We start from the raw sequence: 21,950 nt of genomic DNA, 5'->3' as shown, positions 1-21,950 counted from the left end.
CGGCTGGTCCGGGTGACCCGGGGCCCTCCGGACCGGCCGGGAGAATCCGCCGGGCTCAGTTCGGGTTGTCGCCGTGGGTCAGGGTCTCCCAGGCCACGAAGAGGTTGTTGCTGCCGGCCGGGCGGTTCTGCTCGGTCAGCGCCTGGGTGTTGGTCATCGCGATGCCGAGGCGGTTGTGCAGGGCGTTGTAGCCGACCTCGGTGACGGGGCCGAGGCCGAGGTTGAGGGACCCGCCGCAGAGCCAGCTCGGGACGGCCTCGCCGCGCTGGTACCTGGACTGGAACCCGAGGGCCTGGCGCAGCCGCTCGCCGACGTCCGTGCCGTACAGGTCCTGGCCCTGGATGCGGCTGGTCTCCGCGATGTGCGAGATGGCCGAGATGCCGTAACCGGTGTGCGTGAAGTCGCGGCAGGTCTCCTGGGTGAGCCCGGTGGCGAAGGTGGACTGGCCCTGCCAGAAGCTGACGATCTTCGCCGTGGTGTCGAGGTTCTGGCTCGGTACGGTCTTGGGCACCGCGCCGTCCGAGGCGAGGTAGACGTACGCCGCCGTACGGGTGCGGAACTTCGCCATGGCCTTGTCGTAGGAGGTCTTGTCCTCCAGGAAGACGGAGATGCCCACGGCGGCCTCCATCATCGACAGCTCCCAGTTGCCGTTGGAGTTGGAGCCGTTGATGAGCTGCGGCAGATAGACGTTCCGCAACATGGTCGAGAAGCGCGCCGAGTTGGCCCAGGTGCCGGTGTACGTGTACTTGATGATCTCGGCGGCCTTGGGCCACGAGGAGCCCGCCCAGCCGGTCTGGAGCGGGGCGTTGCTGTTGGTGTGGCCGGTGATCGTCGCCGACCAGGCGTCCATCAGCTCGATGGACTTCTTCGCGTACCGCTCGTCGCGGGTGATGTACCAGGCGAGGGCGTCGGTGTACGCGGCGATCGCGTCCTCGCGCTCGTCCGTACAGCCGTTGTTGGGGTTGGAGTAGGAGCCGCACTCGACGGTCGCGCGGGGCTTGGCGGTGCGGCTCAGACTCGCGTAACCGCTCGCGATCATCTGGTCGTACGCGCCCTTCCAGGGCTGAGCGCCGGCGTTCACCTGGGTACGGGCGAAGTCCAGCTGCCCCCGGGAGACCGTGACCCCGGGGTGGGTGAAGGCGGCCGGCGCGGCCTCGGCGCGCGGGGCGGCGGGGCCCGAGAGGAAGCCGACGACGAGCGCCGCCGTCGCGGCGGCCACGGTGAGGAGCAGCCCGGGGCGCCGGGGACGGCGGCGGATCGCGGGGGCGGGTACGGCCGTGGGGGAGGGTGCGGGGGCGACTGGCATGTGGGGGCCATCCGTTCTCGTACGTGAACGAAGCACTGGGGGTTGAACACGCCTGCTGGCCGGTGACCATAGGTACAGACCAGGAAGCCGTCAAGACCGCGCGCGAGAGCCCCAGCTCACCCACTGTTCATGTACGTAAACGGGGTGTCCCCGGGTGGTCATCCGGTGGCGGCCTTGGCACGTCCCGCCCGTCCCGTGCCCACGGCCGAGACGGCGAACGCCAGTCCTGCGGCGCAGGCGGGAGCGGCGTACCCCGCGGCCGTGCCCGCGTGCTCCACCAGCCAGCCGCCGGTGGCCGAGCCGGCGGCGACACCGCCGAGCAGGGCGGTCACCGCGAGGGTCATGCCCTCGTTCAACTGGGCGGCGGGGGTCAGGCGTTGTACGAGCGTCATCCCGGTCACCATGGTCGGCGCGGTCGCCGCGCCCGCCGCCAGCAGGCAGAGCGCGAGGGCGACCAGCGAGCCGGTGGTGGCCACCGCGAGCAGTGGCAGGCACATCAGCGCGGACATCGCGGCGAGGCAGAGCGCCAGCCGGCGGCCGAGGTCACGGGCCGGGCGCAGCGCTCCGTAGAGCAGTCCGGCCACGCAGGAGCCGGTGGCCTGGAGGGCGAGGACGGCGCCTCCGGCGTGCGCGATCGAGACGACCTCCATCGTGCCGAAGACCGCGCCCGTCGCCAGGAACACGGCGAGCAGCGCGGGCATGCCGGGGGAGCGGAACGGCGACCGGGCCCGGACGGTACGGGGGGCCACCGGCGGCTCCGTGGCGCGCTGGGCGGCGAAGACCAGGATGCCGGTCATCATCAGCACCGCGCCGGTGACCGTGCCCGCCTCCGGGAAGAGGGTGCCGCAGAGGGCGGCGGCGAGGACCGGGCCGAGCATGAAGCAGAGCTCGTCGGCGGCCTGCTCGAAGGAGTTGGCGGTGTGCAGGGTGGCCGGGTCGTTCCGGAGCAGATGCGACCAGCGGGCCCGGGACATCCCGCCGGTGTTGGGGGCGGTCGCCGTGGCCGCGTACGCGACGAAGAGGGTCCAGGCAGGGGTGCCGAGGCGGACGCAGAGCGCCAGGGCGAGCGAGCCGGACACGGCGAGCGCGGTGGCGGGCACGGCGATCCGGGCCTGGCCGTACCGGTCGACCAGCCGGGCCGTCAGCGGGGCCACCGCGGCCGTCGCCACCAGGCCGGTCGCGGTCACCGCCCCCGCCAGTGCGTACGAGCCACGCGACCCGGCGATCATCAGCACCGCGCTGACGCTGAACATCCCCACCGGCAGCCGGGCGAGCAGGTTCCCCGCGGTGAAGGCGCGGGCGCCCGGGGTGCGCAGCAGCCGCAGATACGCGTTGCGGGGCACGGGCCCCGCGGATGCGGGGGAGGGGGACCCGGCGGACCCGGCGGACCCGGCGGACCCGGAGGACCCGGAGGACCCGGTGGACCCGGCGGAGAGAGGGGGAGGGGAGGCGGTGGCGGGGGCAGGGTTCGGCACCCCCGCAGCCTCGGCCGCGCACGGCCGTCCGGTCCAACACCGGTCCTGGCCCGATTCACGCATGTGTGTTGTAGATTCCCCCGGGTGACCGTCCCCGACCTCGATCCCCGGCTGCTGCGCGCCTTCCTCGCCGTCGCCGAGGACCTGCACTTCACCCGGGCCGCCGCCCGCCTCTTCGTGGCCCAGCAGGCACTGAGCCGGGACATCCGCAGGCTGGAGCGGCTGCTCGGTACCGCGCTGTTCGTCCGTACCACCCGGCAGGTCGTCCTCACCCCGGACGGCGAACGGCTCGTCCCGCACGCCCGCCGGGTGCTCGACGCACACGCCGCCCTCGGCGCCGCCTTCGCCGACGCGGCGGCCCGGCCGCTCCTCGTGGACCTGAACACGGACGGGATGACCGCCGCCCGGGTGCTCGACCGGGCGCGCGAACTCGCCCCGGAATGCGAGCTGATGGCGCGGTTCGAGTCCGGTCTCACCTGGGCCGCCGGGGAGATCCTCGCCGGACGGCTGGACGCCTCCTTCGGCCGGGCCGGCGGCCTCGACCCCGCCGTCCGCGCCGGGCTGACCGCGCTGCCGGTGCGCTACGAGCCGATGGCCGTCCTGCTGCCGTCCGCTCATCCTCTCGCTCCACGCGAGGTCGTCGCCCTCGCCGACCTGGCCGGGGAAACCGTCTACGCCGGGGCGGGCAATGCGCGCACGCTGGAGTGGACCGGCCTTGCCGCTCTTCTTTTCGAAGAGTGGGGCATCCATCTGGCACCGCCCACTCCGCTTGCGGTAGGAGTGGCCGAATTTCAACGGATCATGGCGAAGACGGGGCACCCGGTGCTCGCGGTTGTCGGATTTCCTCCGCTTCCGGGCACCGTGCTCCGCCCCCTCGTACGCCCCGTCCCGCTCTCCCCGCTCCTGCTGGTGCACCGGAAGGGGATGCGGCACCCCGGTCTGGACGCCCTCCGTACCGCCGCCGTTCAACTTCAGTCGTCAGAAGGGTGGATGGTACGTCCACCTGATTCCTGGCTGCCCGAAGCGGACGCCGCGGCGATGGCGTTCCCGAGGTGAAGGACAACCCGATCCGGGGACGTTGGCGTCAGCATCGTGCGCTACATTCATCAGTCCGGGCACATGGGGAACGTGGTGCGCGGACGGGGTGGGGACCCAGTCCGACGGCATGAAACCAGTCATTCATGTGCGCCGGAATCATTGAGTGGGGGATGTGCGTACACCTGTGGACAACTGGCGAGAAGGCACCCGGACCGGGCACAGCCATGAGCCTCATGACGTGACGATCCAACTGGACGGGCTGGGACGTCAGCTCTCCGAGCTCAAGACCGATCCCCGCACGCAGGAGGCTTCGGACGGCCCCGTCTTCGTGGACGAGAGTGGCCGCCGCAGCAAGAACTTCCGACGGGCCGGCTGGCTGGTGGCCCTGGGCTGTGCCGCCTTCGCCACCGTCCTCGTCCTCTCGCTCCTCGGCGGAAGCTCGGCGGCCCCGTGGCTGCCGCTCACCAGCCAGGAGCAGCAGAAGAGCGGGGACAAGGAGAAGGACGCGGACGCGCCCTCCGTCGACCCCTCCGCCCCGGCCGGCGTCTCCGGCGCCACCGACCCCGGCGCCACCACCGGTCCGACGCCCGACGCCGGAGCCACGGGCAACGCCGACCCGGCCGGCACCGACCCGTCGACCAGCACGTCCGTCGCCCCCTCGTCCGCCGTGAACCCCGCCGCGAGCGCCACCGCCGGCCGGCCGGCCGGATCGGGCGCGAGCAGCGGCGGAACGAGCGCCAGGCCTTCCGCGTCGGCGTCCGCGCCGCCCACCGACACCACCACGGATCCGGTCGATCCGCCGGTCACGCCCGAGGATCCGGCGGCTTCCGCCACCACCGACCCGACTGCAACACCAGAAAGCAGCATCCCGTAAATGACTCAGCCCGCACCGCTGGTCAGGAGTCGCCGCAAGGCGAAGGCCAAGCGTCGATTGCCGCTGCGCTATCTCCTGCCGTTCCTGCTTCTGGTGGCCCTGCTCGCGATGCTCGTGCTGCGCGGTTACGTGAACAGCGAGATCTCCGCCGACCACCGCGTCCGTAACCCCGTCGGCACCGACCAGGTCCCCGAGCACATCCTCGACGGCGGCCCCGTCATCGACGCACGGTCGAAGACCGAGCCCGCCACCTCGGTCCGCATCCCCGACCACCACATCGTGCTGACCTTCGACGACGGTCCGGACCCCGAGTGGACGCCCCGGGTGCTGGACAAGCTGAAGGAGTACCACGCCCACGGCGTGTTCTTCGTCACCGGCACCATGGCCTCCCGCTACCCGGAGCTCGTCAAGCGGATGGTGGACGAGGGCCACGAGGTCGGCCTGCACACCTTCAACCACCCGGACCTCTCCTACCAGACCACCAGCCGGATCGACTGGGAGCTCTCCGAGAACCAGCTCGCCCTCGCGGGCGCCGCCGGTGTGCACAGTTCCCTCTTCCGGCCGCCGTACTCCTCGTTCGCCGACGCGATGGACGACAAGTCCTGGCCCGTCGCCCAGTACATCGGCAGCCGCGGCTACCTCACCGTCGTCAACAACACCGACAGCGAGGACTGGAAGCGCCCCGGCGTCCGGACGATCATCAAGAACGCCACGCCCAAGCACGGCAAGGGCGCGATCATCCTGATGCACGACTCGGGGGGTGACCGGTCCCAGACGGTGAAAGCGCTCGACACCTTCCTGCCGTCCATGCAGGAGAGCGGGTACGAGTTCACCAACCTGACCACCGCCCTCGGCGCCCCGAGCGCGCTCACCCCGGTCAGCGGTTCCGCGCTCTGGAAGGGCAAGATCTTCGTCACCGCCGTGGGCTTCTCCGAGGATGTCACCGGCGTCCTGGTGGCCGGCCTCTCCGTGGTCGGCGTCCTCGTCATCAGCCGCTTCGGCCTGATGCTGCTGCTCTCCTTCGTGCACGCCCGCCGGGTCCGCCGCCGTACCTTCCGCTGGGGCGACCAGCCCGTCACCGAACCGGTGACGGTGCTCGTCCCCGCGTACAACGAGCGCAAGTGCATCGAGGCGACCGTCCGTTCCCTGATGGCCAGTGACCACCCGATCGAGGTCATCGTCATCGACGACGGCTCGACGGACGGCACCGCCGACATCGTCGAGGACATGCGGCTGCCAGGCGTCCGCGTGGTGCGCCAGCAGAACGCGGGCAAGCCCGCCGCGCTCAACAACGGCATCGCGCACGCCCGTTACGGCATCGTCGTGATGATGGACGGCGACACCGTCTTCGAGCCGTCCACCGTCCGCGAGCTCGTGCAGCCCTTCGCCGACCCCAAGGTCGGCGCGGTGGCGGGCAACGCCAAGGTCGGCAACCGCGACTCGCTGATCGGGGCCTGGCAGCACATCGAGTACGTGATGGGCTTCAACCTGGACCGCCGGATGTACGACGTCCTGCGCTGCATGCCCACCATCCCCGGTGCGGTCGGAGCCTTCCGCCGCGACGCGCTGGACCGGGTCGGCGGCATGAGCGAGGACACCCTCGCCGAGGACACCGACATCACGATGGCCCTCCACCGCGACGGCTGGGACGTCGTCTACTCGGAGAACGCCCGCGCCTGGACCGAGGCGCCGGAGTCCGTGCAGCAGCTGTGGTCCCAGCGCTACCGCTGGTCCTACGGCACCATGCAGGCCATCTGGAAGCACCGGGGCGCCGTCTTCGACCGCGGCCACTCCGGCCGCTTCGGCCGCGTCGGCCTGCCGTTCGTCTCCCTGTTCATGGTGGTCGCCCCGCTGCTCGCCCCGCTCATCGACGTCTTCCTGGTGTACGGCCTGATCTTCGGCCCCACCGGCAAGACCGTCGCCGCCTGGTTCGGCGTGCTGGCGGTCCAGGTCGTCTGCGCCGCCTACGCGTTCCGGCTCGACAAGGAACGCATGACCCACCTGATCTCCCTGCCGCTCCAGCAGATCCTCTACCGGCAGCTCATGTACGTCGTGCTGCTCCAGTCCTGGATCACCGCCCTCACCGGCGGCCGGCTGCGCTGGCAGAAGCTGCGCCGAACCGGCGTCCTGGACGCCCCCGGCGCGGCACCGGGAGCGCGTGCCGCCGTCGGCGCCGACCACCGGAGGCCCGTCCGATGAGCTGGAACGAACCCACCCCGAGCGGCGAGGACACCACACGGCGTCGCGTCCCCGCCCCCGCGGGGCACCGCCGCGCCCCGCAGTCCCACCGGGCGCCCGGAGCCCCCACGCCGTCGATGCCGTACGCCACCGGCCCCGGCAGCTACCTCGGCGACGGCTCCGGCGCCGCGTACCCCGGCGCCGGGAACGGCACCGTGCACCCCGGTGAGGCCACCGGCGCCGCGTACCCCGCCCCGCACCACGGGCGGCACGCCGGAGGCCCGGCCGTGCCGGAGGCGCCCCACGGGGCCCGGGACGCCGGAGACGCAGGGGAGACCGCACCGAAGCGGCCGACGCGCGACCGCTACCTGGACCTGCTGCGTTCCGTCGCCCTGGTCCGCGTGGTGGTGTACCACCTCTTCGGCTGGGCCTGGCTGACCGTCCTCTTCCCTTCCATGGGCGTGATGTTCACCCTGGCCGGGTCGCTGATGGCCCGCTCACTGGCCCGCCCCGCCTGGAGCGTCATCCGCAGCCGGGTGCGGCGCCTGCTGCCCCCCATGTGGCTGTTCTCCGCCTTCGCCCTGCCCACGATGCTCTGGCTCGGCTGGAAGCCCGTGAAGGAGGAGGGGCTCTGGTGGTTCGTCCGCCTGGGCAGCTATCTCCTGCCGGTGGGCTCCCCGCCATACCCCGAGGTGAGCGGCTCCGACGGCGGCTGGTTCGAAACCAGCTGGGCCGACCAGGCGGCCGGACCGCTCTGGTACATCCGCGCCTACCTGTGGTTCGTGATCGCGTCCCCGCTGCTGCTCAAGGCGTTCCGCAAGCTGCCCTGGGTGACGATGCTCGCGCCGATCGGCCTCACCGCGGTCTTCGGCACCGGACTGGTCACCATCCCGGGCGCCACCGGCGAAGGCGTCGTGGACTTCACGGTGTTCGCCTCCTGCTGGATCCTCGGCTTCGCGCACCACGACGGACTGCTCAAGCAGGTCCCGCGCTACCTCGCCGTCTCCTCGGCCGCGATCATCATGGGCTTCGGTATCTGGTGGGCCTCCGGGCACCTCACCGACGAGGGCTGGAACCTCGACGAGATCCCGCTCGCCCAGGCCACCTGGTCCTTCGGGTTCTGCCTGATCCTGCTCCAGTACGCCCCGTCCTGGGAGAAGCTGCCCGGCCGCCTCGCCCCGTACGACGGGCTCGTCACGCTCGCCAACAACCGGGCCGTGACGATCTACATATGGCACAACCTGCTGCTCATGGCGACCGTGCCGCTCATTGACCAGATGTGGAAGATCGGCTGGGTCGACGAGCACCTCGGCGCCTACTCCGACGGCCTCTACAACGGGCTCAGCCTGATCCTGATCTGGCCGCTGACCGGGCTCGCGATCCTGGCCTTCGGCTGGGTGGAGGACGTCGCGGCGAAACGCAGACCGCGGCTCTGGCCCTCCGGCAAGCCCGCCAGACCCACACCCGTACCGGCGGCGGCCGGCGGCGGCGGCCACCACCGGCACTGACGGCCGCGCACCACCGCCGGGTCCCACCGGGCCCCGCGCACGCCACCTTCTTCTCACCGGGCCCCGCGCGGCCCGGTGAGAGCAAGGTTGCGCACCGGTCACCTCACGGCACCGCGCGGAAACGCGCACTCCCTAGCGTCGGGAGCAACACCCCGACCCCTTGTGGAGGCGCGTGATGGCTGGCCGTTGGATCGAGCAGTGGGACCCGGAGGACGAGACCTTCTGGCAGAGGACGGGCCGCCGGGTGGCCCGCCGGAACCTCTGGTTCTCCGTCCTCTCCGAGCACATCGGCTTCTCCGTCTGGTCGCTGTGGTCGGTGATGGTCCTCTTCATGGGCCCGGAGTACGGGATCGATCCGGCCGGGAAGTTCTTCCTGATCTCCACCGCCACCCTGGTCGGGGCGGTCGTCCGGGTCCCCTACACCTTCGCCGTCGCCCGGTTCGGAGGCCGCAACTGGACGGTGTTCAGCGCCCTTTCGCTGCTGGTGCCGACCGCCGTCGCGTTCGTGGTGATGGAGCCCGGCACCTCGTACGCCACCTTCGTGGCCGTCGCCGCGCTCGCCGGGATCGGCGGCGGCAACTTCGCCTCCTCGATGACCAACATCAACGCCTTCTTCCCGCTGCGCGAGAAGGGCTGGGCGCTCGGCCTCAACGCGGGCGGCGGCAACATCGGCGTCCCCGTCGTGCAGCTCATCGGCCTGCTGGTCATCGGCACCGCCGGAGCCACCCACCCCCGGATCGTCCTCGGCGTCTACGTCCCGCTCATCGTCCTCGCCGCGCTCTGCGCCGCCCGGTACATGGACAACCTCACGCCCGTACGGAACGACACCGGGGCCGCGAAGCAGGCGGTCCGCGAAGCGCACACCTGGATCATGGCGGTCCTCTACGTCGGCACCTTCGGCTCCTTCATCGGCTTCAGCTTCGCCTTCGGCCTGGTCCTCCAGACCCAGTTCGGCCGCACCCCGCTCCAGGCCGCCTCGCTCACCTTCATCGGCCCGCTGCTCGGCTCGCTGATCCGCCCCCTCGGCGGCCGGCTCGCCGACCGGCACGGCGGCGCCCGCATCACCCTGGGGAACTTCGTGGCGATGGCGGCGGCCACCGGGGTCGTCGTGCACGCCTCCGGCACCGAGTCGCTGCCGCTCTTCCTCGTCGGCTTCATCGCCCTGTTCGCCCTCTCCGGACTCGGCAACGGCTCGACGTTCAAGATGATCCCGGGCATCTTCCACGCCAAGGCGATCGCCCGGGGCCTGCGCGGCGAGGCGGCGGCGGCCGAGGGGCGGCGGCTCTCCGGGGCCGCCATGGGCCTCATCGGCGCCGTGGGCGCCGTCGGCGGCCTCGCGATCAACCTGGCGTTCCGTCAGTCCTTCCAGACCTCCGGCGCCGGCACGGCCGCCTTCTGGTCCTTCCTCGCCTTCTACGCGGTGTGCTCCGTCCTCACCTGGGCGGTATACCTTCGCCGCCCGGTGGCGGCCCCCGCCCAGGCCCAGCTTGGCCTCGCGGAGGTCTGAGAACCTGTCAGACGCCCTTCGGGGGCGACCACCAGGAGTCGTACGACGTAACGGGCGGGAAATACGGGGGAACCGAGCCTGTCACGCGGGGTTGGCAGGCTCGGTCCACCGCACAGCGGCAGCGACCGCGGGAACGAGAGCCGGGTAGAACACGCCATGCAGGAAGACGAAGCGACGCACGGCCCCCTCGCGGGCTTCACGGTCGGAGTGACCGCCGCCCGCCGCGCCGAGGAGCTCGGTACGCTCCTCCGGCGCCGGGGCGCCCAGGTCGTGCACGCCCCCGCCCTGCGGATCGTGCCGCTCGCGGACGACAGCGAACTGCTCACCGCCACCAGGCAACTCATCGACCACGCCCCCGACGTCGTGGTCGCCACCACCGCCATCGGATTCCGCGGCTGGGTGGAGGCGGCGGACGGCTGGGGCATCGGCGACCGGCTCCTGGAACGGCTGCGCGGCGTCGAACTCCTGGCGCGCGGGCCCAAGGTGAAGGGCGCCATCCGGGCCGCCGGACTCACCGAGGCCTGGTCGCCCGCCTCCGAGTCCATGGCCGAAGTGCTCGAACGCCTCCTCGGTGAGGGCGTGGACGGCCGCCGCGTCGCCCTCCAGCTGCACGGCGAACCCCTCCCCGGCTTCGCCGACACCCTCCGGGCCGCGGGCGCCGAGGTCGTCGACGTCCCCGTCTACCGCTGGATGCCGCCGCAGGACATCGCCCCGCTCGACCGGATGCTCGACCTCACCGCCGCACGCGGCCTCGACGCGATCACCTTCACCAGCGCCCCCGCCGCCGCCTCCTTCCTCGACCGCGCCCAGACCCGCGGCATGGCCCCCGAAGTGCTCGGCGCCCTCCACGACGACCTGCTGGTCGCCTGCGTCGGACCCGTCACCGCACTGCCGCTCCAGGCACGCGGCATCGAGACCGTGCAGCCCGAACGCTTCCGGCTCGGCCCGCTCGTCCAGCTCCTCTGCGCCCAGCTCCCCACCCGCTCCCGCACCCTGCCGATCGCCGGCCACCAGGTCACCGTCCGGGGCCACGCCGCGCTCGTCGACGGGGCGCTGCGCCCCGTACCGCCCGCCGGGATGGCCCTGCTGCACGCCCTGACCCGCCGCCCCGGCTGGGTGGTCTCCCGCGCCGACCTGCTGCGGGCCCTGCCCGGCAGCGGCACCGACGAACACGCGGTGGAGACCGCGATGGCCCGGCTGCGCTCCGCGCTCGGCTCGCCCCGCCTGATCCAGACCGTCGTCAAGCGCGGCTACCGGCTGGCCCTCGATCCGGCGGCGGACACCAAGTACGGCGACTGAGACCGGCCCCCCGCCCTCGCACGGAAGGCGCCCGCCCGCCTCGTACGGAAGGCGCCCGCCCGCCTCGTACGGAAGGCGCCCGCCCGCCTCGTACGGAAGGCGCCCGCCCGCCTCGTACGGAAGGCGCCCGCCGCCCTGAGCCCGTCCGGCGGCGGGCGGTAGCGTGGCCCGGATGACCGACGCACCGTACCCGCTCACCGCCGACAGGTTCCTGCGCCCGACCGTCGCCTCCGACGCCCCCGCGCTCGCCGAAGCGCTGCTGCGCAGCCGTACGTACATGGCCCCCTTCGAACCCGTGCGCCCCGAGGCCTTCTACACCCCCGAGGGCCAGGCCGAACGCCTCGCCGGCCACCTCGCCGCCGGGGGCCGCGCCTGGGTCGTCGTCGACGAGGAGGACCGTGCGGCCGGCTCCTTCACCCTCTCCGGGATCGTGCACGGCGCGTTCTGCAGCGCGGTCTTCGGCTACTGGGTCGACGTGGCGGAGACCGGACGGGGCCTCGCGACCGCGGCGGTCGGCCGGATCTGCGACATCGCCCGCGACGACCTCGGGTTGCACCGGGTCGAGGCCGGGACCCTGCTGTACAACACCGCCTCCCAGCGGGTGCTCACCAAGAACGGCTTCGAGCAGTACGGCGAGGCCCCCGGATTCCTCCACATCGACGGGGAATGGCGCACCCACCGGCTCTTCCAGCGCCTGCTGCACGACAGCCCCGCGAAGTTCTGACACCGGCACCGTCCGTCCCGCTGCCGGGCGGCCCGCGGCACCGGCGGCAAAACGTTCCCGGGCCTCCCCTCGTCCGACCGGGTCCCGGTACGCGATCGGGGTGCCCCGGCTGATGCGCACCGGCCCCCCGTCGCGTACGGTTGACGGCTGCCCAACGCACGTCAGAAAGGGGCCTCGGTGGCCGCGCAGGATGCCGCTGTCGATTCTCTGCGGGACCGGGAAATCGGTGTCGAACAGGATCATCTGGACCGGGTCTACGACCGCCTCGAAGAGAAGATCGACGAGGCTCAATTCCTCATGCACGACGCCGTCAAGCGAGGCCAGGTCGGTACCCCCGGCGCGCTCGCCGAACGGGACGCCCAGGTCTTCCGGGCGGGCATTCACCTCAACCGGCTGCACAGCGAGTTCGAGGACTTCCTCTTCGGCCGCGTCGACCTGCTCCTCGGCAAGGACGGCGAACGCGGACCGGACGGTGCCTTCACCTCGGTCGAGCCCGCCGACGAGGCCGTACGTCCGGACGACACGGCGGACATCGCCGAGACGCTGCACATCGGGCGGATCGGTGTGCTCGCCGCCGACTACTCGCCGCTGGTGATCGACTGGCGGGCCCCGGCCGCCGCGCCGTTCTACCGCTCCACCCCCAAGGACCCCGGGCGCGTCGTGCGCCGCCGTGTCATCCGCTCACGAGGCCGCCGCGTCCTCGGCGTCGAGGACGACCTGATGCGCCCCGAGCTGACGGCGTACCTGGACGGCGAGAAGCTGCCCGTCATCGGCGACGGCGCCCTGATGGCCGCGCTGGGGCAGGCCCGCAGCCACACCATGCGCGACATCGTCTCGTCCATCCAGGCCGAGCAGGACCTCGTCATCCGCGCCCCCGCGGCCTCCGTCACCGAGGTCACCGGCGGCCCCGGCACCGGCAAGACCGCCGTGGCCCTGCACCGCGCCGCCTACCTCCTCTACCAGGACCGGCGACGGTACGCGGGCGGCATCCTGATCGTCTCGCCGACCCCGCTGCTCGTCGCCTACACCGAGGGCGTGCTGCCCTCCCTCGGCGAGGAGGGGCAGGTCGCCATCCGCGCGGTGGGCTCGCTCTCCGACGAGGCGGCCGGCGCCGCGGGCGCCACCACCTACGACGAACCCGCCGTGGCCCGCATCAAGGGCTCCTCCCGGATGCTCCAGGTGCTCCGCAAGGCCTCACGCGGCGCCCTCGACCAGCCCGCACCGCGCACCGCGCCCCGCGAGGACGGCCAGCTCTCCTTCGGCGACGGCGACGGCGGCGACGGAGAGACCGCGCCCGCCGCCGCACCGGGCGGCGCGAGAGCCGCGACCCCCACCCGGCTGCGCGTCGTCGCCTTCGGCGCCCGCGTCGAGCTGGAGGCCGACGAACTCCAGCGCATCCGCCACAACGCGCTGGGCGGCTCCGCCCCCGTCAACCTGCTGCGCCCGCGCGCCCGGAAGCTGCTGCTCGACGCGCTCTGGAGCAAGTCCTCCGGCCGGGGCCGGTACACCGACCCCGAACTCGCCGCCGAGCTCCGCTCCTCCTTCGACGACGACGTCTCCACCGAGACGCCGTTCCTCGAATTCCTGGACGCCTGGTGGCCGGAGCTCACTCCGCGCGGGGTGCTCGCCGCGATGGCCGACGAGAAGCGGCTGGCCCGCTGGTCCCGCCGGGTCCTCAACCAGGGCGAGGTGCGCCGGCTCTCGCGCTCCCTCAAGCGCCTGGGCGCCGACGGCAAGGGTCCCCTCTCCGTGCACGACGTGGCGCTCCTCGACGAGCTCCAGGCCCTGCTGGGAGCCCCGGCGCGCCCCCGCAAGAAGCGCGACCTGGACCCGCTCGACCAGCTCTCCGGCCTGGAGGAGCTGATGCCGCAGCGCGAGGAGACCCGCCGCGAGCGGGCCGAACGCCTGGCGGAGGAGCGCACCGAGTACGCGCACGTCATCGTCGACGAGGCGCAGGACCTGACGCCCATGCAGTGGCGGATGGTCGGGCGCCGGGGCCGGCACGCCACCTGGACCATCGTCGGCGACCCGGCGCAGTCCTCGTGGTCCGACCCGGACGAGGCCGCCGCCGCCCGCGACGAGGCGCTCGGCAACCGTCCCCGCCGCCGCTTCACGCTCACGGTGAACTACCGCAACCCCGCGGAGATCGCCGAGCTGGCGGCGAAGGTGCTGGCGCTCGCCATGCCCGGCATGGAGTCGCCGTCCGCCGTCCGGTCCACGGGCATCGAGCCGCGCTTCGCGACCGTGGGCGACGCGGAGCTCGCCGACCGCGTCCGTGAGGAGGCCCGCCGGCTGCTCGACCAGGTCGACGGCACCGTCGGTGTGGTCGTGGCGATGAACCGCCGCGTCCAGGCCCGCGCGTGGCTGGCCGAGCTGGGGGATCGCGTGGTGGCGCTCGGCAGCCTGGAGGCCAAGGGCCTCGAGTACGACGCCACGGTGGTGGTCTCCCCGGCGGAGATCGCCGACGAGTCCCCCGCCGGTCTGCGCGTGCTGTACGTGGCCCTCACCCGGGCGACGCAGCAGTTGACGGTGGTCTCGGCCGCCGCCGACCTGCCCGACGAGGACGGGGTGCCGGACCTGCTGCGGGACTGACGGGCCGGGCGCCGCACGGGTTCCGAGGCCGTCGTACGGCGTCCCGGCGAGACCTGTGGGGCGCCCCGGACGGCCGCCGGAACACGAACCGCGCGAGTCAACCCGTCGCGGGGGAATCACTTCTCACGGGTGTTTGTTAGCCTGGTGTCGGCACCGGCTCGATCCAAGCCCCCGGGCCCAACCTTCGTCGCTACGAGCGACCTCTTGCCGCGAGGCGAGCATGGCGGGTCGGTGCCGTTACGCAGAAGACAGGTCCGCGTCACCTCACGGTGGCGCGGACCTGTTCTGCTTCCTGCGGAGGCCGGTCCGCTCCGTGCGGGACGTGCGGGGCCCGACGGCTCCTGGCCCGCCGCCTCTCGCATCTCGGAAGTGATCTTTCGTACTGCGGCAGTGGTTACCGGCTACCCGTCAGTAGGTGCGACGATCGTGGGCGCGTGCGGGGCTCGTCCCCGCCGCTGAAGCAATGAAGCTCAGGAAAGCGAAGGACACGGCCATGGCAACGGCGCCCAGCGTCTCGTACTCGATGACGGTCCGGCTGGAGGTGCCCGCGAGCGGCACCGCGGTCTCCCAGCTCACCACGGCCGTGGAGTCCTCCGGCGGCTCGGTGACCGGCCTCGACGTGACCGCGTCCGGCCACGAGAAGCTGCGGATCGACGTCACGATCGCGGCCTCCTCCACCGCGCACGCCGAGGAGATCGTGGAGGGCCTGCGCGCCATCGACGGCGTCCTGCTCGGCAAGGTCTCCGACCGTACGTTCCTGATGCACCTCGGCGGCAAGATCGAGATGGCGTCCAAGCACCCCATCCGCAACCGCGACGACCTCTCGATGATCTACACCCCGGGCGTGGCCCGCGTCTGCATGGCGATCGCGGAGAACCCCGAGGACGCCCGCCGCCTGACCATCAAGCGCAACTCCGTCGCCGTGGTCACCGACGGCTCCGCCGTCCTCGGCCTCGGCAACATCGGTCCGATGGCCGCCCTCCCGGTCATGGAGGGCAAGGCCGCCCTCTTCAAGCGCTTCGCCGGCATCGACGCCTGGCCGATCTGCCTGGACACGCAGGACACCGACGCCATCGTCGAGATCGTCAAGGCCATTGCCCCCGGCTTCGCGGGCATCAACCTGGAGGACATCTCCGCGCCCCGCTGCTTCGAGATCGAGGCCCGGCTGCGCGAGGCCCTCGACATCCCCGTCTTCCACGACGACCAGCACGGCACCGCCATCGTCGTGCTCGCCTCCCTCACCAACGCGCTGCGCGTGGTCGGCAAGGGGATCGGTGACGTACGGGTCGTCATGTCCGGCGCGGGAGCGGCCGGTACGGCCATCCTGAAGCTCCTCATCGCCGCGGGCGTCAAGCACGCGGTCGTCGCCGACATCCACGGCGTGGTGCACGCGGGCCGCGAGGACCTGGTCGCCGCGCAGCCCGACTCGCCGCTGCGCTGGATCGCCGACAACACCAACCCGGAGGGCGTCACCGGCACCCTCAAGGAGGCAGTCGTCGGCGCGGACGTCTTCATCGGCGTCTCCGCCCCCAACGTCCTCGACGGCGACGACGTGGCCGCCATGGCGGACGGCGCCATCGTCTTCGCGCTCGCCAACCCGGACCCCGAGGTGGACCCGACGGTCGCCCGCGAGACGGCGGCGGTCGTGGCCACCGGACGCTCCGACTTCCCGAACCAGATCAACAACGTGCTGGTCTTCCCGGGCGTGTTCCGCGGTCTGCTCGACGCCCAGTCGCGCACCGTCAACACCGAGATGATGCTCGCCGCCGCCGGGGCCCTCGCCGACGTCGTCGCCGAGAACGAGCTGAACGCGAACTACATCATCCCGTCCGTCTTCAACGACAAGGTCGCCGGGGCCGTCGCAGGCGCCGTGCGCGCCGCCGCCAAGGCCGCCGGAGTCACCGAGGCCGCCCCCGCCGGACAGCTCTGAGCCTCCCGCGCGACCTCCCGCGCGCGGTGCCCCGGCCCGGGCTCCGCGCGCGGTGCCGCGCTTCTCCCGGTACGCGCCGTCCGGCGCGTCGCGGGTCGCGGTGTCCCAAACGCGCCTTTAGGGTTGCGGGCAGCGGGTACACGGTCGATCATCGCCCGGGCCCGGCATCCGCTGCGCACCGCTCCAGGGAGTCGACGGAACGTGACCATCGACGGACCGTGACGCTTTCCGTGTGACACCGGAGGGTTCCGGATTGGCTTTCCCGCCGCAGGTGGGGGCAGGATGCGTAATCGGGCGCGAGGGTCTGACATCAGACCCGGGTCCGGGGACTGTCAGAGGGCCCTGGCAGCATCGGCTTCGATCTCACGCCTCACAGGCAAGAAGAACACGGGAGTAACAACATGAACCGCAGTGAGCTGGTGGCCGCCCTGGCCGACCGTGCCGAGGTGACCCGCAAGGACGCCGACGCCGTGCTGGCCGCGCTCGCCGAGACCGTCGGTGAGATCGTCGCCAAGGGCGACGAGAAGGTCACCATCCCCGGCTTCCTGACCTTCGAGCGCACCCACCGTGCCGCTCGCACCGCTCGTAACCCGCAGACCGGCGACCCGATCAACATCCCGGCCGGCTACAGCGTGAAGGTCTCCGCGGGCTCCAAGCTCAAGGAAGCCGCCAAGGGCAAGTAAGTCCCCAGGCGCGTCGGAGGGCGGTCACCCGGACCAGGGTGGCCGCCCTCCGGCATATGCGCTCGGCCTACTCACGGGAGCAGGCCGGAACCGCCCACACGGGCTGGAACCGCCCACGCAGGCCCGTACGGGCCTGCGGGCCCCTCTCCGGACCCGGAGGGCGGCCACGGGCTCCCGTGCGCCGCAGTGGCCGCCTGGAGCGCCTCCGGAGGCGGGTGCGTGTACGAGCCACATAGCGCGGAAGCCCGCTGCCCCGGCCCCGTCGGAAACGGGGGCCGGGGCAGCGGGCTTCCGCGCTGCGGACGTGCGGCGGGTCAGACCGGCGAACCGCCGGGCAGCTCGACCTTGGCGCCGAGCTTCTCGAGCTTCTCCATGAAGTTCTCGTAGCCCCGGTTGATCAGGTCGATGCCGTGGACCCGCGAGGTGCCCTCGGCCGCCAGCGCCGCGATCAGGTACGAGAAGCCGCCGCGCAGGTCCGGGATGACCAGATCCGCGCCCTGGAGCTTCGTCGGGCCGGAGACGACCGCCGAGTGCAGGAAGTTGCGCTGGCCGAAGCGGCAGTCGGAACCGCCCAGGCACTCGCGGTACAGCTGGATGTGCGCACCCATCTGGTTGAGCGCCGAGGTGAAGCCCAGCCGGGACTCGTACACCGTCTCGTGGACGATGGAGAGGCCGGACGCCTGCGTGAGCGCCACCACCAGCGGCTGCTGCCAGTCGGTCTGGAAGCCCGGGTGGACGTCCGTCTCCAGCGCGATGGCCTTCAGCGGGCCGCCCGGGTGCCAGAAGCGGATGCCCTCGTCGTCGATCTCGAAGGCCCCGCCGACCCGGCGGAAGGTGTTGAGGAAGGTCATCATCGAGCGCTGCTGGGCGCCGCGCACATAGATGTTGCCCCCGGTCGCGAGCGCCGCCGACGCCCAGGAAGCCGCCTCCAGGCGGTCCGGGATCGCCCGGTGCGTGTACCCGTCGAGCTTGTCGACGCCGGTGATCCGGATGGTCCGGTCGGTGTCCATGGAGATGATCGCGCCCATCTTCTGCAGTACGCAGATGAGGTCCTCGATCTCCGGCTCCACGGCCGCGTTGGACAGCTCGGTGACACCCTCGGCGAGCACGGCCGTCAGCAGCACCTGCTCGGTGGAGCCCACCGACGGGTACGGCAGCCGGATCTTCGTACCGCGCAGCCGCTGGGGGGCCTCCAGGTACTGCCCGTCCGCCCGCTTCTCGATCGTCGCGCCGAAGCGGCGCAGCACGTCGAAGTGGAAGTCGATGGGCCGGCCGCCGATGTCGCAGCCGCCCAGCCCGGGGATGAAGGCGTGGCCGAGGCGGTGGAGCAGCGGACCGCAGAAGAGGATCGGGATGCGGGACGAGCCCGCGTGGGCGTCGATGTCGGCGACATTGGCGCTCTCGACGTGCGTCGGGTCCAGGACCAGCTCGCCCGGTTCCTCACCCGGACGCACCGTCACGCCGTGCAGCTGCAGCAGACCCCGGACGACCCGCACGTCACGGATGTCGGGGACGTTGCGCAGCCTGCTGGGACCGCTGCCGAGCAGAGCGGCGACCATTGCCTTGGGCACCAGGTTCTTGGCGCCTCGGACGCGGATCTCGCCCTCCAGCGGGGTGCCGCCGTGGACAAGCAGGACATCGTCTGTGCCGGTCATGAATCTCGCGTTCCGGAGTGGTCGGGCAGGGGGCCGAAGAAAAGGGTAATCGGCTCCTACCCCCCTGTCGGCAGGCGATGCGGCGTGTACCGCCGCAAGGGTCCCGGCACGGCACGCTCCGCACGCCGGGCCTCGCGCAGTGTCACCGCTTTTGGGGGTGGGTCGTGTCCGGCCCTTCCCGCCGGGCGGGCGGTGCCCGCACCGACGCGAACGGTCGGACACCGTCCGGCCCGTGCGCTCCCCCGTGCCTCCGCGCGCCCGATCCGTGCCGCCCGGCCGTGGCACGGGCCGGGCCACTCGGCCCCCGCCCGGGCCCGGGATGCGGGATCATCTCCCCATGACCGAGGTGTCCTCCCTCACAGGCCGGCTACTGGTGGCCACGCCCGCTCTCGCGGACCCGAACTTCGCCCGCGCGGTGGTCCTCCTCCTCGACCACGACGAGGAGGGTTCGCTCGGCGTGATCCTCAACCGCCCCACCCCGGTGGAGGTCGGCGACATCCTCGGACCCTGGGCCGGACTCTCGGGCGCGCCGGACGTCGTCTTCCAGGGCGGACCGGTCTCGCTGGACTCCGCGCTCGGAGTGGCCGTGATCCCCGGCGACGAGGGCCCGCTCGGCTGGCGCCGGGTGCACGGCGCGATCGGCCTGGTCGACCTGGAGACCCCGCCGCAGCTCCTCGCGGCGGCCCTCGGCTCGCTGCGGATCTTCGCCGGATACGCGGGCTGGGGCCCCGGCCAGCTGGAGGCCGAGCTCGACGGGGGCGCCTGGTACGTGGTCGATTCGGAGCCCGGCGACGTCGCCTCCCCGCAGCCGGAGAAGCTCTGGCGCGCCGTCCTGCGGCGCCAGCGCAGCGAACTGGCCATGATCGCCACGTATCCCGACGACCCTTCGCTGAACTGACGGCCGCGCTCTTCAGTACCCTTGGCGCTCATGAGCACTCTTGAGCCCGAGCGCGGGGCAGGTACGGGGACCCTCGTAGAGCCGACACCGCAGGTGTCGAACGGCGACGGCGACCACGAGCGCTACGCCCATTACGTCCAGAAGGACAAGATCATGGCGAGCGCCCTGGAGGGCACGCCCGTCGTCGCGCTGTGCGGGAAGGTCTGGGTGCCGGGGCGCGACCCCAAGAAGTACCCGGTCTGCCCGATGTGCAAGGAGATCTACGAGTCCATGGGCGCCGGTGGCGACAAGGACAAGGGCGGCAAGGACAAGAAGTAGTCCGGCGGCCGGCGCTTCGCGCGCCGGCTGCTTCGAACGCCACCGGATCCCCGTGGTGCGCCCCGCGCGCGGCACGGGGATCCGCTGTGCCCGGCGGCCGACTCCGCGCCCGTGTGCCGTACCCCTCGGGCCCTCCCTCCTGGTCCGGACCAATGGTTCCGTTTCCGGCCGGTGTGCTGAAGGATGCGCCCCATGCACACGGACACGGACACGTTCTCCCCGGCGGGCGCGGACGCGCCCGCCGACGCGGCCACGGCCCTCGGCCTCGTACCGGCGCCCCGCCGCGCCCGGACGGGCGGCGACGCCCCGTTCGTCCTGGACGCGGCCACCACCCTCGCCGCCGGGCCCGGCACCGGGCCGGCCGAACGCTGGCTGCGGTCCACCCTCGGCGCGGCCTTCGGCGTCCCGCTCGCCCCGGGGGCGAGCGGCGGCCCCGGCGCGATCGAGCTGGTCACCGATCCCGCGCTGGAGCCCGAGGGGTACCGGCTGACCGCCGGGGCGGCGACCGGCGTGACGATCGCGGGCGGCAGCCCCGCCGGGGTCCTCCACGGCGCCCAGACACTCCGTCAGCTCCTCGGCCCCGGGGCGTTCCGCCGCGCCCCCGTCGCCCCCGGGGCCCGGCCCGCCGTCCCGGCCGTCGAGATCGAGGACGCCCCGCGCTTCGCCTGGCGCGGCTTCATGCTCGACGTGGCCCGCCACTTCACGCCCAAGGACGACGTGCTGCGCCACCTCGACCTGCTGGCCGCGCACAAGCTGAACGTCTTCCACTTCCACCTCACCGACGACCAGGGCTGGCGCGTCGAGATCGAGCGGTACCCGCGTCTCACCGAGCGCGGCGCCTGGCGGTCCCGTACCAAGTACGGCCACCGCTCGTCCGACCTCTGGGACGAGACCCCCCACGGCGGCTTCTACACCCAGGACGACATCCGCGAGATCGTCGCGTACGCCGCCGAGCGGCACATCCGGGTCGTCCCCGAGATCGAGATCCCCGGCCACTCGCAGGCCGCCATCGCCGCCTACCCGGAGCTCGGCAACACCGACGTCACCGACACCGCCGCTCTCACGCCCTGGGACCGCTGGGGCGTCAGCACCCACGTACTGGCCCCCACCGAAGCCGTCCTGCGGTTCTACGAGGGCGTGTTCGAGGAGATCCTGGAGCTCTTCCCCGCCGAGGTCTCGCCCTTCGTGCACGTCGGCGGCGACGAGTGCCCCAAGGACGAGTGGAAGGCGTCCCCCGCCGCGCAGGCCCGGATCGAGGAACTCGGCGTCGGCGACGAGGACGGCCTCCAGTCCTGGTTCGTCCGCCACTTCGACCGCTGGCTCACCGCCCGGGGCCGCCGGCTCATCGGATGGGACGAGATCCTGGAGGGCGGGCTCGCCGAGGGCGCGGCCGTCTCCTCCTGGCGCGGGTACGCGGGCGGCATCGCCGCCGCCGAGGCCGGCCACGACGTGGTGATGTGCCCGGTGCAGCAGGTCTACCTCGACTACCGCCAGGACGGCGGCCCCGACGAACCCATTCCCATCGGCTGGGTCCGCGGCCTTGAGGACGTCTACCGCTTCGAGCCGGTGCCGCCGGGCCTCTCCGAGGAGGCCGCCCGGCACATCCTCGGCACCCAGGCCAACGCCTGGACCGAGGTCATGCACAACCGGGCCCGCGTCGACTACCAGGTCTACCCGCGCCTCGCCGCCCTCGCCGAGGTCGCCTGGGCCGACCTGCCCGCCCCCGCCGCCCGCGACTTCGCCGGATTCACCGCCCGTATGGACACGCACTACGCCCGACTGGACGCCCTGGGCGTCGGCTACCGCCCGCCGAACGGCCCGCTGCCGTGGCAGCGCCGCCCCGGAATCGGCGGCCACCCCCTCGAAGGCGCACCCCCGGTCGTGTGATTCCGACCGCCCCCGATTCCGCCCCCGACCCGGCGGATTCCGGGGGCGGTCCGGCCGTACGGCCGCGCCGGAGGACCG

The 21,950-nt window shown here is 72.6% G+C and carries 16 protein-coding genes; 13 read left to right on the top strand and 3 right to left on the bottom strand.

Going from position 1 to position 21,950, the window contains the following annotated elements; all coding sequences use genetic code 11:
- Window positions 1-55 precede the first annotated feature (55 nt).
- Window positions 56-1,306, bottom strand: a complete 1,251-nt coding sequence (locus tag ACFZAX_RS16585) for an alginate lyase family protein (protein ID WP_390962244.1) — start codon at window positions 1,304-1,306, stop codon at window positions 56-58.
- Window positions 1,307-1,464: 158 nt separating this feature from the next.
- Window positions 1,465-2,844 (bottom strand): MFS transporter, encoded by a 1,380-nt coding sequence (locus tag ACFZAX_RS16580; protein ID WP_390962243.1) that lies wholly within the window; start codon window positions 2,842-2,844, stop codon window positions 1,465-1,467.
- A 21-nt stretch (window positions 2,845-2,865) separates the two neighbouring features.
- On the opposite strand from ACFZAX_RS16580, the gene ACFZAX_RS16575 reads away from it, so the two are divergent.
- The 10 genes from ACFZAX_RS16575 (at window position 2,866) to ACFZAX_RS16530 (ending at window position 17,114) form a co-directional block, all read left to right on the top strand.
- Window positions 2,866-3,837: a LysR family transcriptional regulator gene (locus ACFZAX_RS16575; RefSeq protein WP_390962242.1), complete on the top strand. Its 972-nt coding sequence runs from the start codon at window positions 2,866-2,868 to the stop codon at window positions 3,835-3,837.
- 220 nt (window positions 3,838-4,057) lie between these two features.
- Window positions 4,058-4,693 (top strand): hypothetical protein, encoded by a 636-nt coding sequence (locus ACFZAX_RS16570; protein WP_390962241.1) that lies wholly within the window; start codon window positions 4,058-4,060, stop codon window positions 4,691-4,693.
- A gap of 63 nt (window positions 4,694-4,756) precedes the next feature.
- A complete protein-coding gene (locus tag ACFZAX_RS16565) occupies window positions 4,757-6,892 on the top strand; it encodes a glycosyltransferase (RefSeq protein ID WP_390962304.1) in 2,136 nt (711 codons plus the stop codon).
- Window positions 6,889-8,379, top strand: a complete 1,491-nt coding sequence (locus tag ACFZAX_RS16560; RefSeq protein ID WP_390962240.1) for an acyltransferase family protein — start codon at window positions 6,889-6,891, stop codon at window positions 8,377-8,379. Before ACFZAX_RS16565 ends, ACFZAX_RS16560 begins: the two co-directional genes overlap by 4 nt.
- Before the next feature lie 175 nt (window positions 8,380-8,554).
- Entirely contained in the window at window positions 8,555-9,886 is a 1,332-nt protein-coding gene (locus ACFZAX_RS16555; protein WP_390962239.1) for an MFS transporter, read from the top strand.
- A 156-nt stretch (window positions 9,887-10,042) separates the two neighbouring features.
- On the top strand, window positions 10,043-11,185 hold the full coding sequence (locus ACFZAX_RS16550; RefSeq protein ID WP_390962237.1) for a uroporphyrinogen-III synthase: 1,143 nt from the start codon (window positions 10,043-10,045) through the stop codon (window positions 11,183-11,185).
- A 172-nt stretch (window positions 11,186-11,357) separates the two neighbouring features.
- Window positions 11,358-11,909 carry a GNAT family N-acetyltransferase gene (locus ACFZAX_RS16545; RefSeq protein ID WP_390962236.1) on the top strand — a complete coding sequence of 184 codons (552 nt, stop codon included), beginning with the start codon at window positions 11,358-11,360 and terminating at the stop codon, window positions 11,907-11,909.
- 177 nt (window positions 11,910-12,086) lie between these two features.
- Entirely contained in the window at window positions 12,087-14,501 is a 2,415-nt protein-coding gene (locus tag ACFZAX_RS16540; protein WP_390962235.1) for a UvrD-helicase domain-containing protein, read from the top strand.
- Window positions 14,502-14,994: 493 nt separating this feature from the next.
- Window positions 14,995-16,431, top strand: a complete 1,437-nt coding sequence (locus tag ACFZAX_RS16535; protein WP_390962234.1) for a malic enzyme-like NAD(P)-binding protein — start codon at window positions 14,995-14,997, stop codon at window positions 16,429-16,431.
- Between the two features lie 401 nt (window positions 16,432-16,832).
- Complete coding sequence (locus tag ACFZAX_RS16530; protein WP_003968811.1) at window positions 16,833-17,114, top strand: HU family DNA-binding protein; 282 nt, start codon at window positions 16,833-16,835, stop codon at window positions 17,112-17,114.
- Window positions 17,115-17,428: 314 nt separating this feature from the next.
- Here ACFZAX_RS16530 and murA read toward each other — a convergent pair whose 3' ends face one another.
- On the bottom strand, window positions 17,429-18,769 hold the full coding sequence (gene murA / locus ACFZAX_RS16525; protein ID WP_390962232.1) for a UDP-N-acetylglucosamine 1-carboxyvinyltransferase: 1,341 nt from the start codon (window positions 18,767-18,769) through the stop codon (window positions 17,429-17,431).
- Between the two features lie 337 nt (window positions 18,770-19,106).
- Here murA and ACFZAX_RS16520 point away from each other — a divergent pair, with 337 nt between their 5' ends.
- The 3 genes from ACFZAX_RS16520 to ACFZAX_RS16510 all read left to right on the top strand — a co-directional run bounded on the left by ACFZAX_RS16520 (window position 19,107) and on the right by ACFZAX_RS16510 (window position 21,872).
- Window positions 19,107-19,667, top strand: a complete 561-nt coding sequence (locus tag ACFZAX_RS16520; protein ID WP_390962231.1) for a YqgE/AlgH family protein — start codon at window positions 19,107-19,109, stop codon at window positions 19,665-19,667.
- A 30-nt stretch (window positions 19,668-19,697) separates the two neighbouring features.
- Complete coding sequence (locus ACFZAX_RS16515; RefSeq protein WP_026250415.1) at window positions 19,698-19,985, top strand: DUF3039 domain-containing protein; 288 nt, start codon at window positions 19,698-19,700, stop codon at window positions 19,983-19,985.
- Window positions 19,986-20,177: 192 nt separating this feature from the next.
- The gene (locus ACFZAX_RS16510) at window positions 20,178-21,872 is read left to right on the top strand and encodes a family 20 glycosylhydrolase (protein WP_390962230.1); all 1,695 of its coding nucleotides are present in this window, start codon (window positions 20,178-20,180) and stop codon (window positions 21,870-21,872) included.
- Window positions 21,873-21,950 lie beyond the last annotated feature (78 nt).

This window comes from Streptomyces sp. NPDC008125 (assembly GCF_042957125.1).
GTDB lineage: Bacteria > Actinomycetota > Actinomycetes > Streptomycetales > Streptomycetaceae > Streptomyces.
Note: the sequence above shows the minus strand (reverse complement) of the source record. Positions and strands in the feature narration are given on the sequence as shown.

Excerpts from the sequence above, each read along its gene's own strand:
- ACFZAX_RS16585 (WP_390962244.1), bottom strand. The coding sequence starts at position 1,306 with ATGCCAGTCGCCCCCGCACCCTCCCCCACGGCCGTACCCGCCCCCGCG.
- ACFZAX_RS16580 (WP_390962243.1), bottom strand. The coding sequence starts at position 2,844 with ATGCGTGAATCGGGCCAGGACCGGTGTTGGACCGGACGGCCGTGCGCG.
- ACFZAX_RS16560 (WP_390962240.1), top strand. The coding sequence starts at position 6,889 with ATGAGCTGGAACGAACCCACCCCGAGCGGCGAGGACACCACACGGCGT.
- ACFZAX_RS16555 (WP_390962239.1), top strand. The coding sequence starts at position 8,555 with ATGGCTGGCCGTTGGATCGAGCAGTGGGACCCGGAGGACGAGACCTTC.
- ACFZAX_RS16550 (WP_390962237.1), top strand. The coding sequence starts at position 10,043 with ATGCAGGAAGACGAAGCGACGCACGGCCCCCTCGCGGGCTTCACGGTC.
- ACFZAX_RS16545 (WP_390962236.1), top strand. The coding sequence starts at position 11,358 with ATGACCGACGCACCGTACCCGCTCACCGCCGACAGGTTCCTGCGCCCG.
- ACFZAX_RS16535 (WP_390962234.1), top strand. The coding sequence starts at position 14,995 with ATGGCAACGGCGCCCAGCGTCTCGTACTCGATGACGGTCCGGCTGGAG.
- ACFZAX_RS16530 (WP_003968811.1), top strand. The coding sequence starts at position 16,833 with ATGAACCGCAGTGAGCTGGTGGCCGCCCTGGCCGACCGTGCCGAGGTG.
- murA (WP_390962232.1), bottom strand. The coding sequence starts at position 18,769 with ATGACCGGCACAGACGATGTCCTGCTTGTCCACGGCGGCACCCCGCTG.
- ACFZAX_RS16520 (WP_390962231.1), top strand. The coding sequence starts at position 19,107 with ATGACCGAGGTGTCCTCCCTCACAGGCCGGCTACTGGTGGCCACGCCC.
- ACFZAX_RS16515 (WP_026250415.1), top strand. The coding sequence starts at position 19,698 with ATGAGCACTCTTGAGCCCGAGCGCGGGGCAGGTACGGGGACCCTCGTA.
- ACFZAX_RS16510 (WP_390962230.1), top strand. The coding sequence starts at position 20,178 with ATGCACACGGACACGGACACGTTCTCCCCGGCGGGCGCGGACGCGCCC.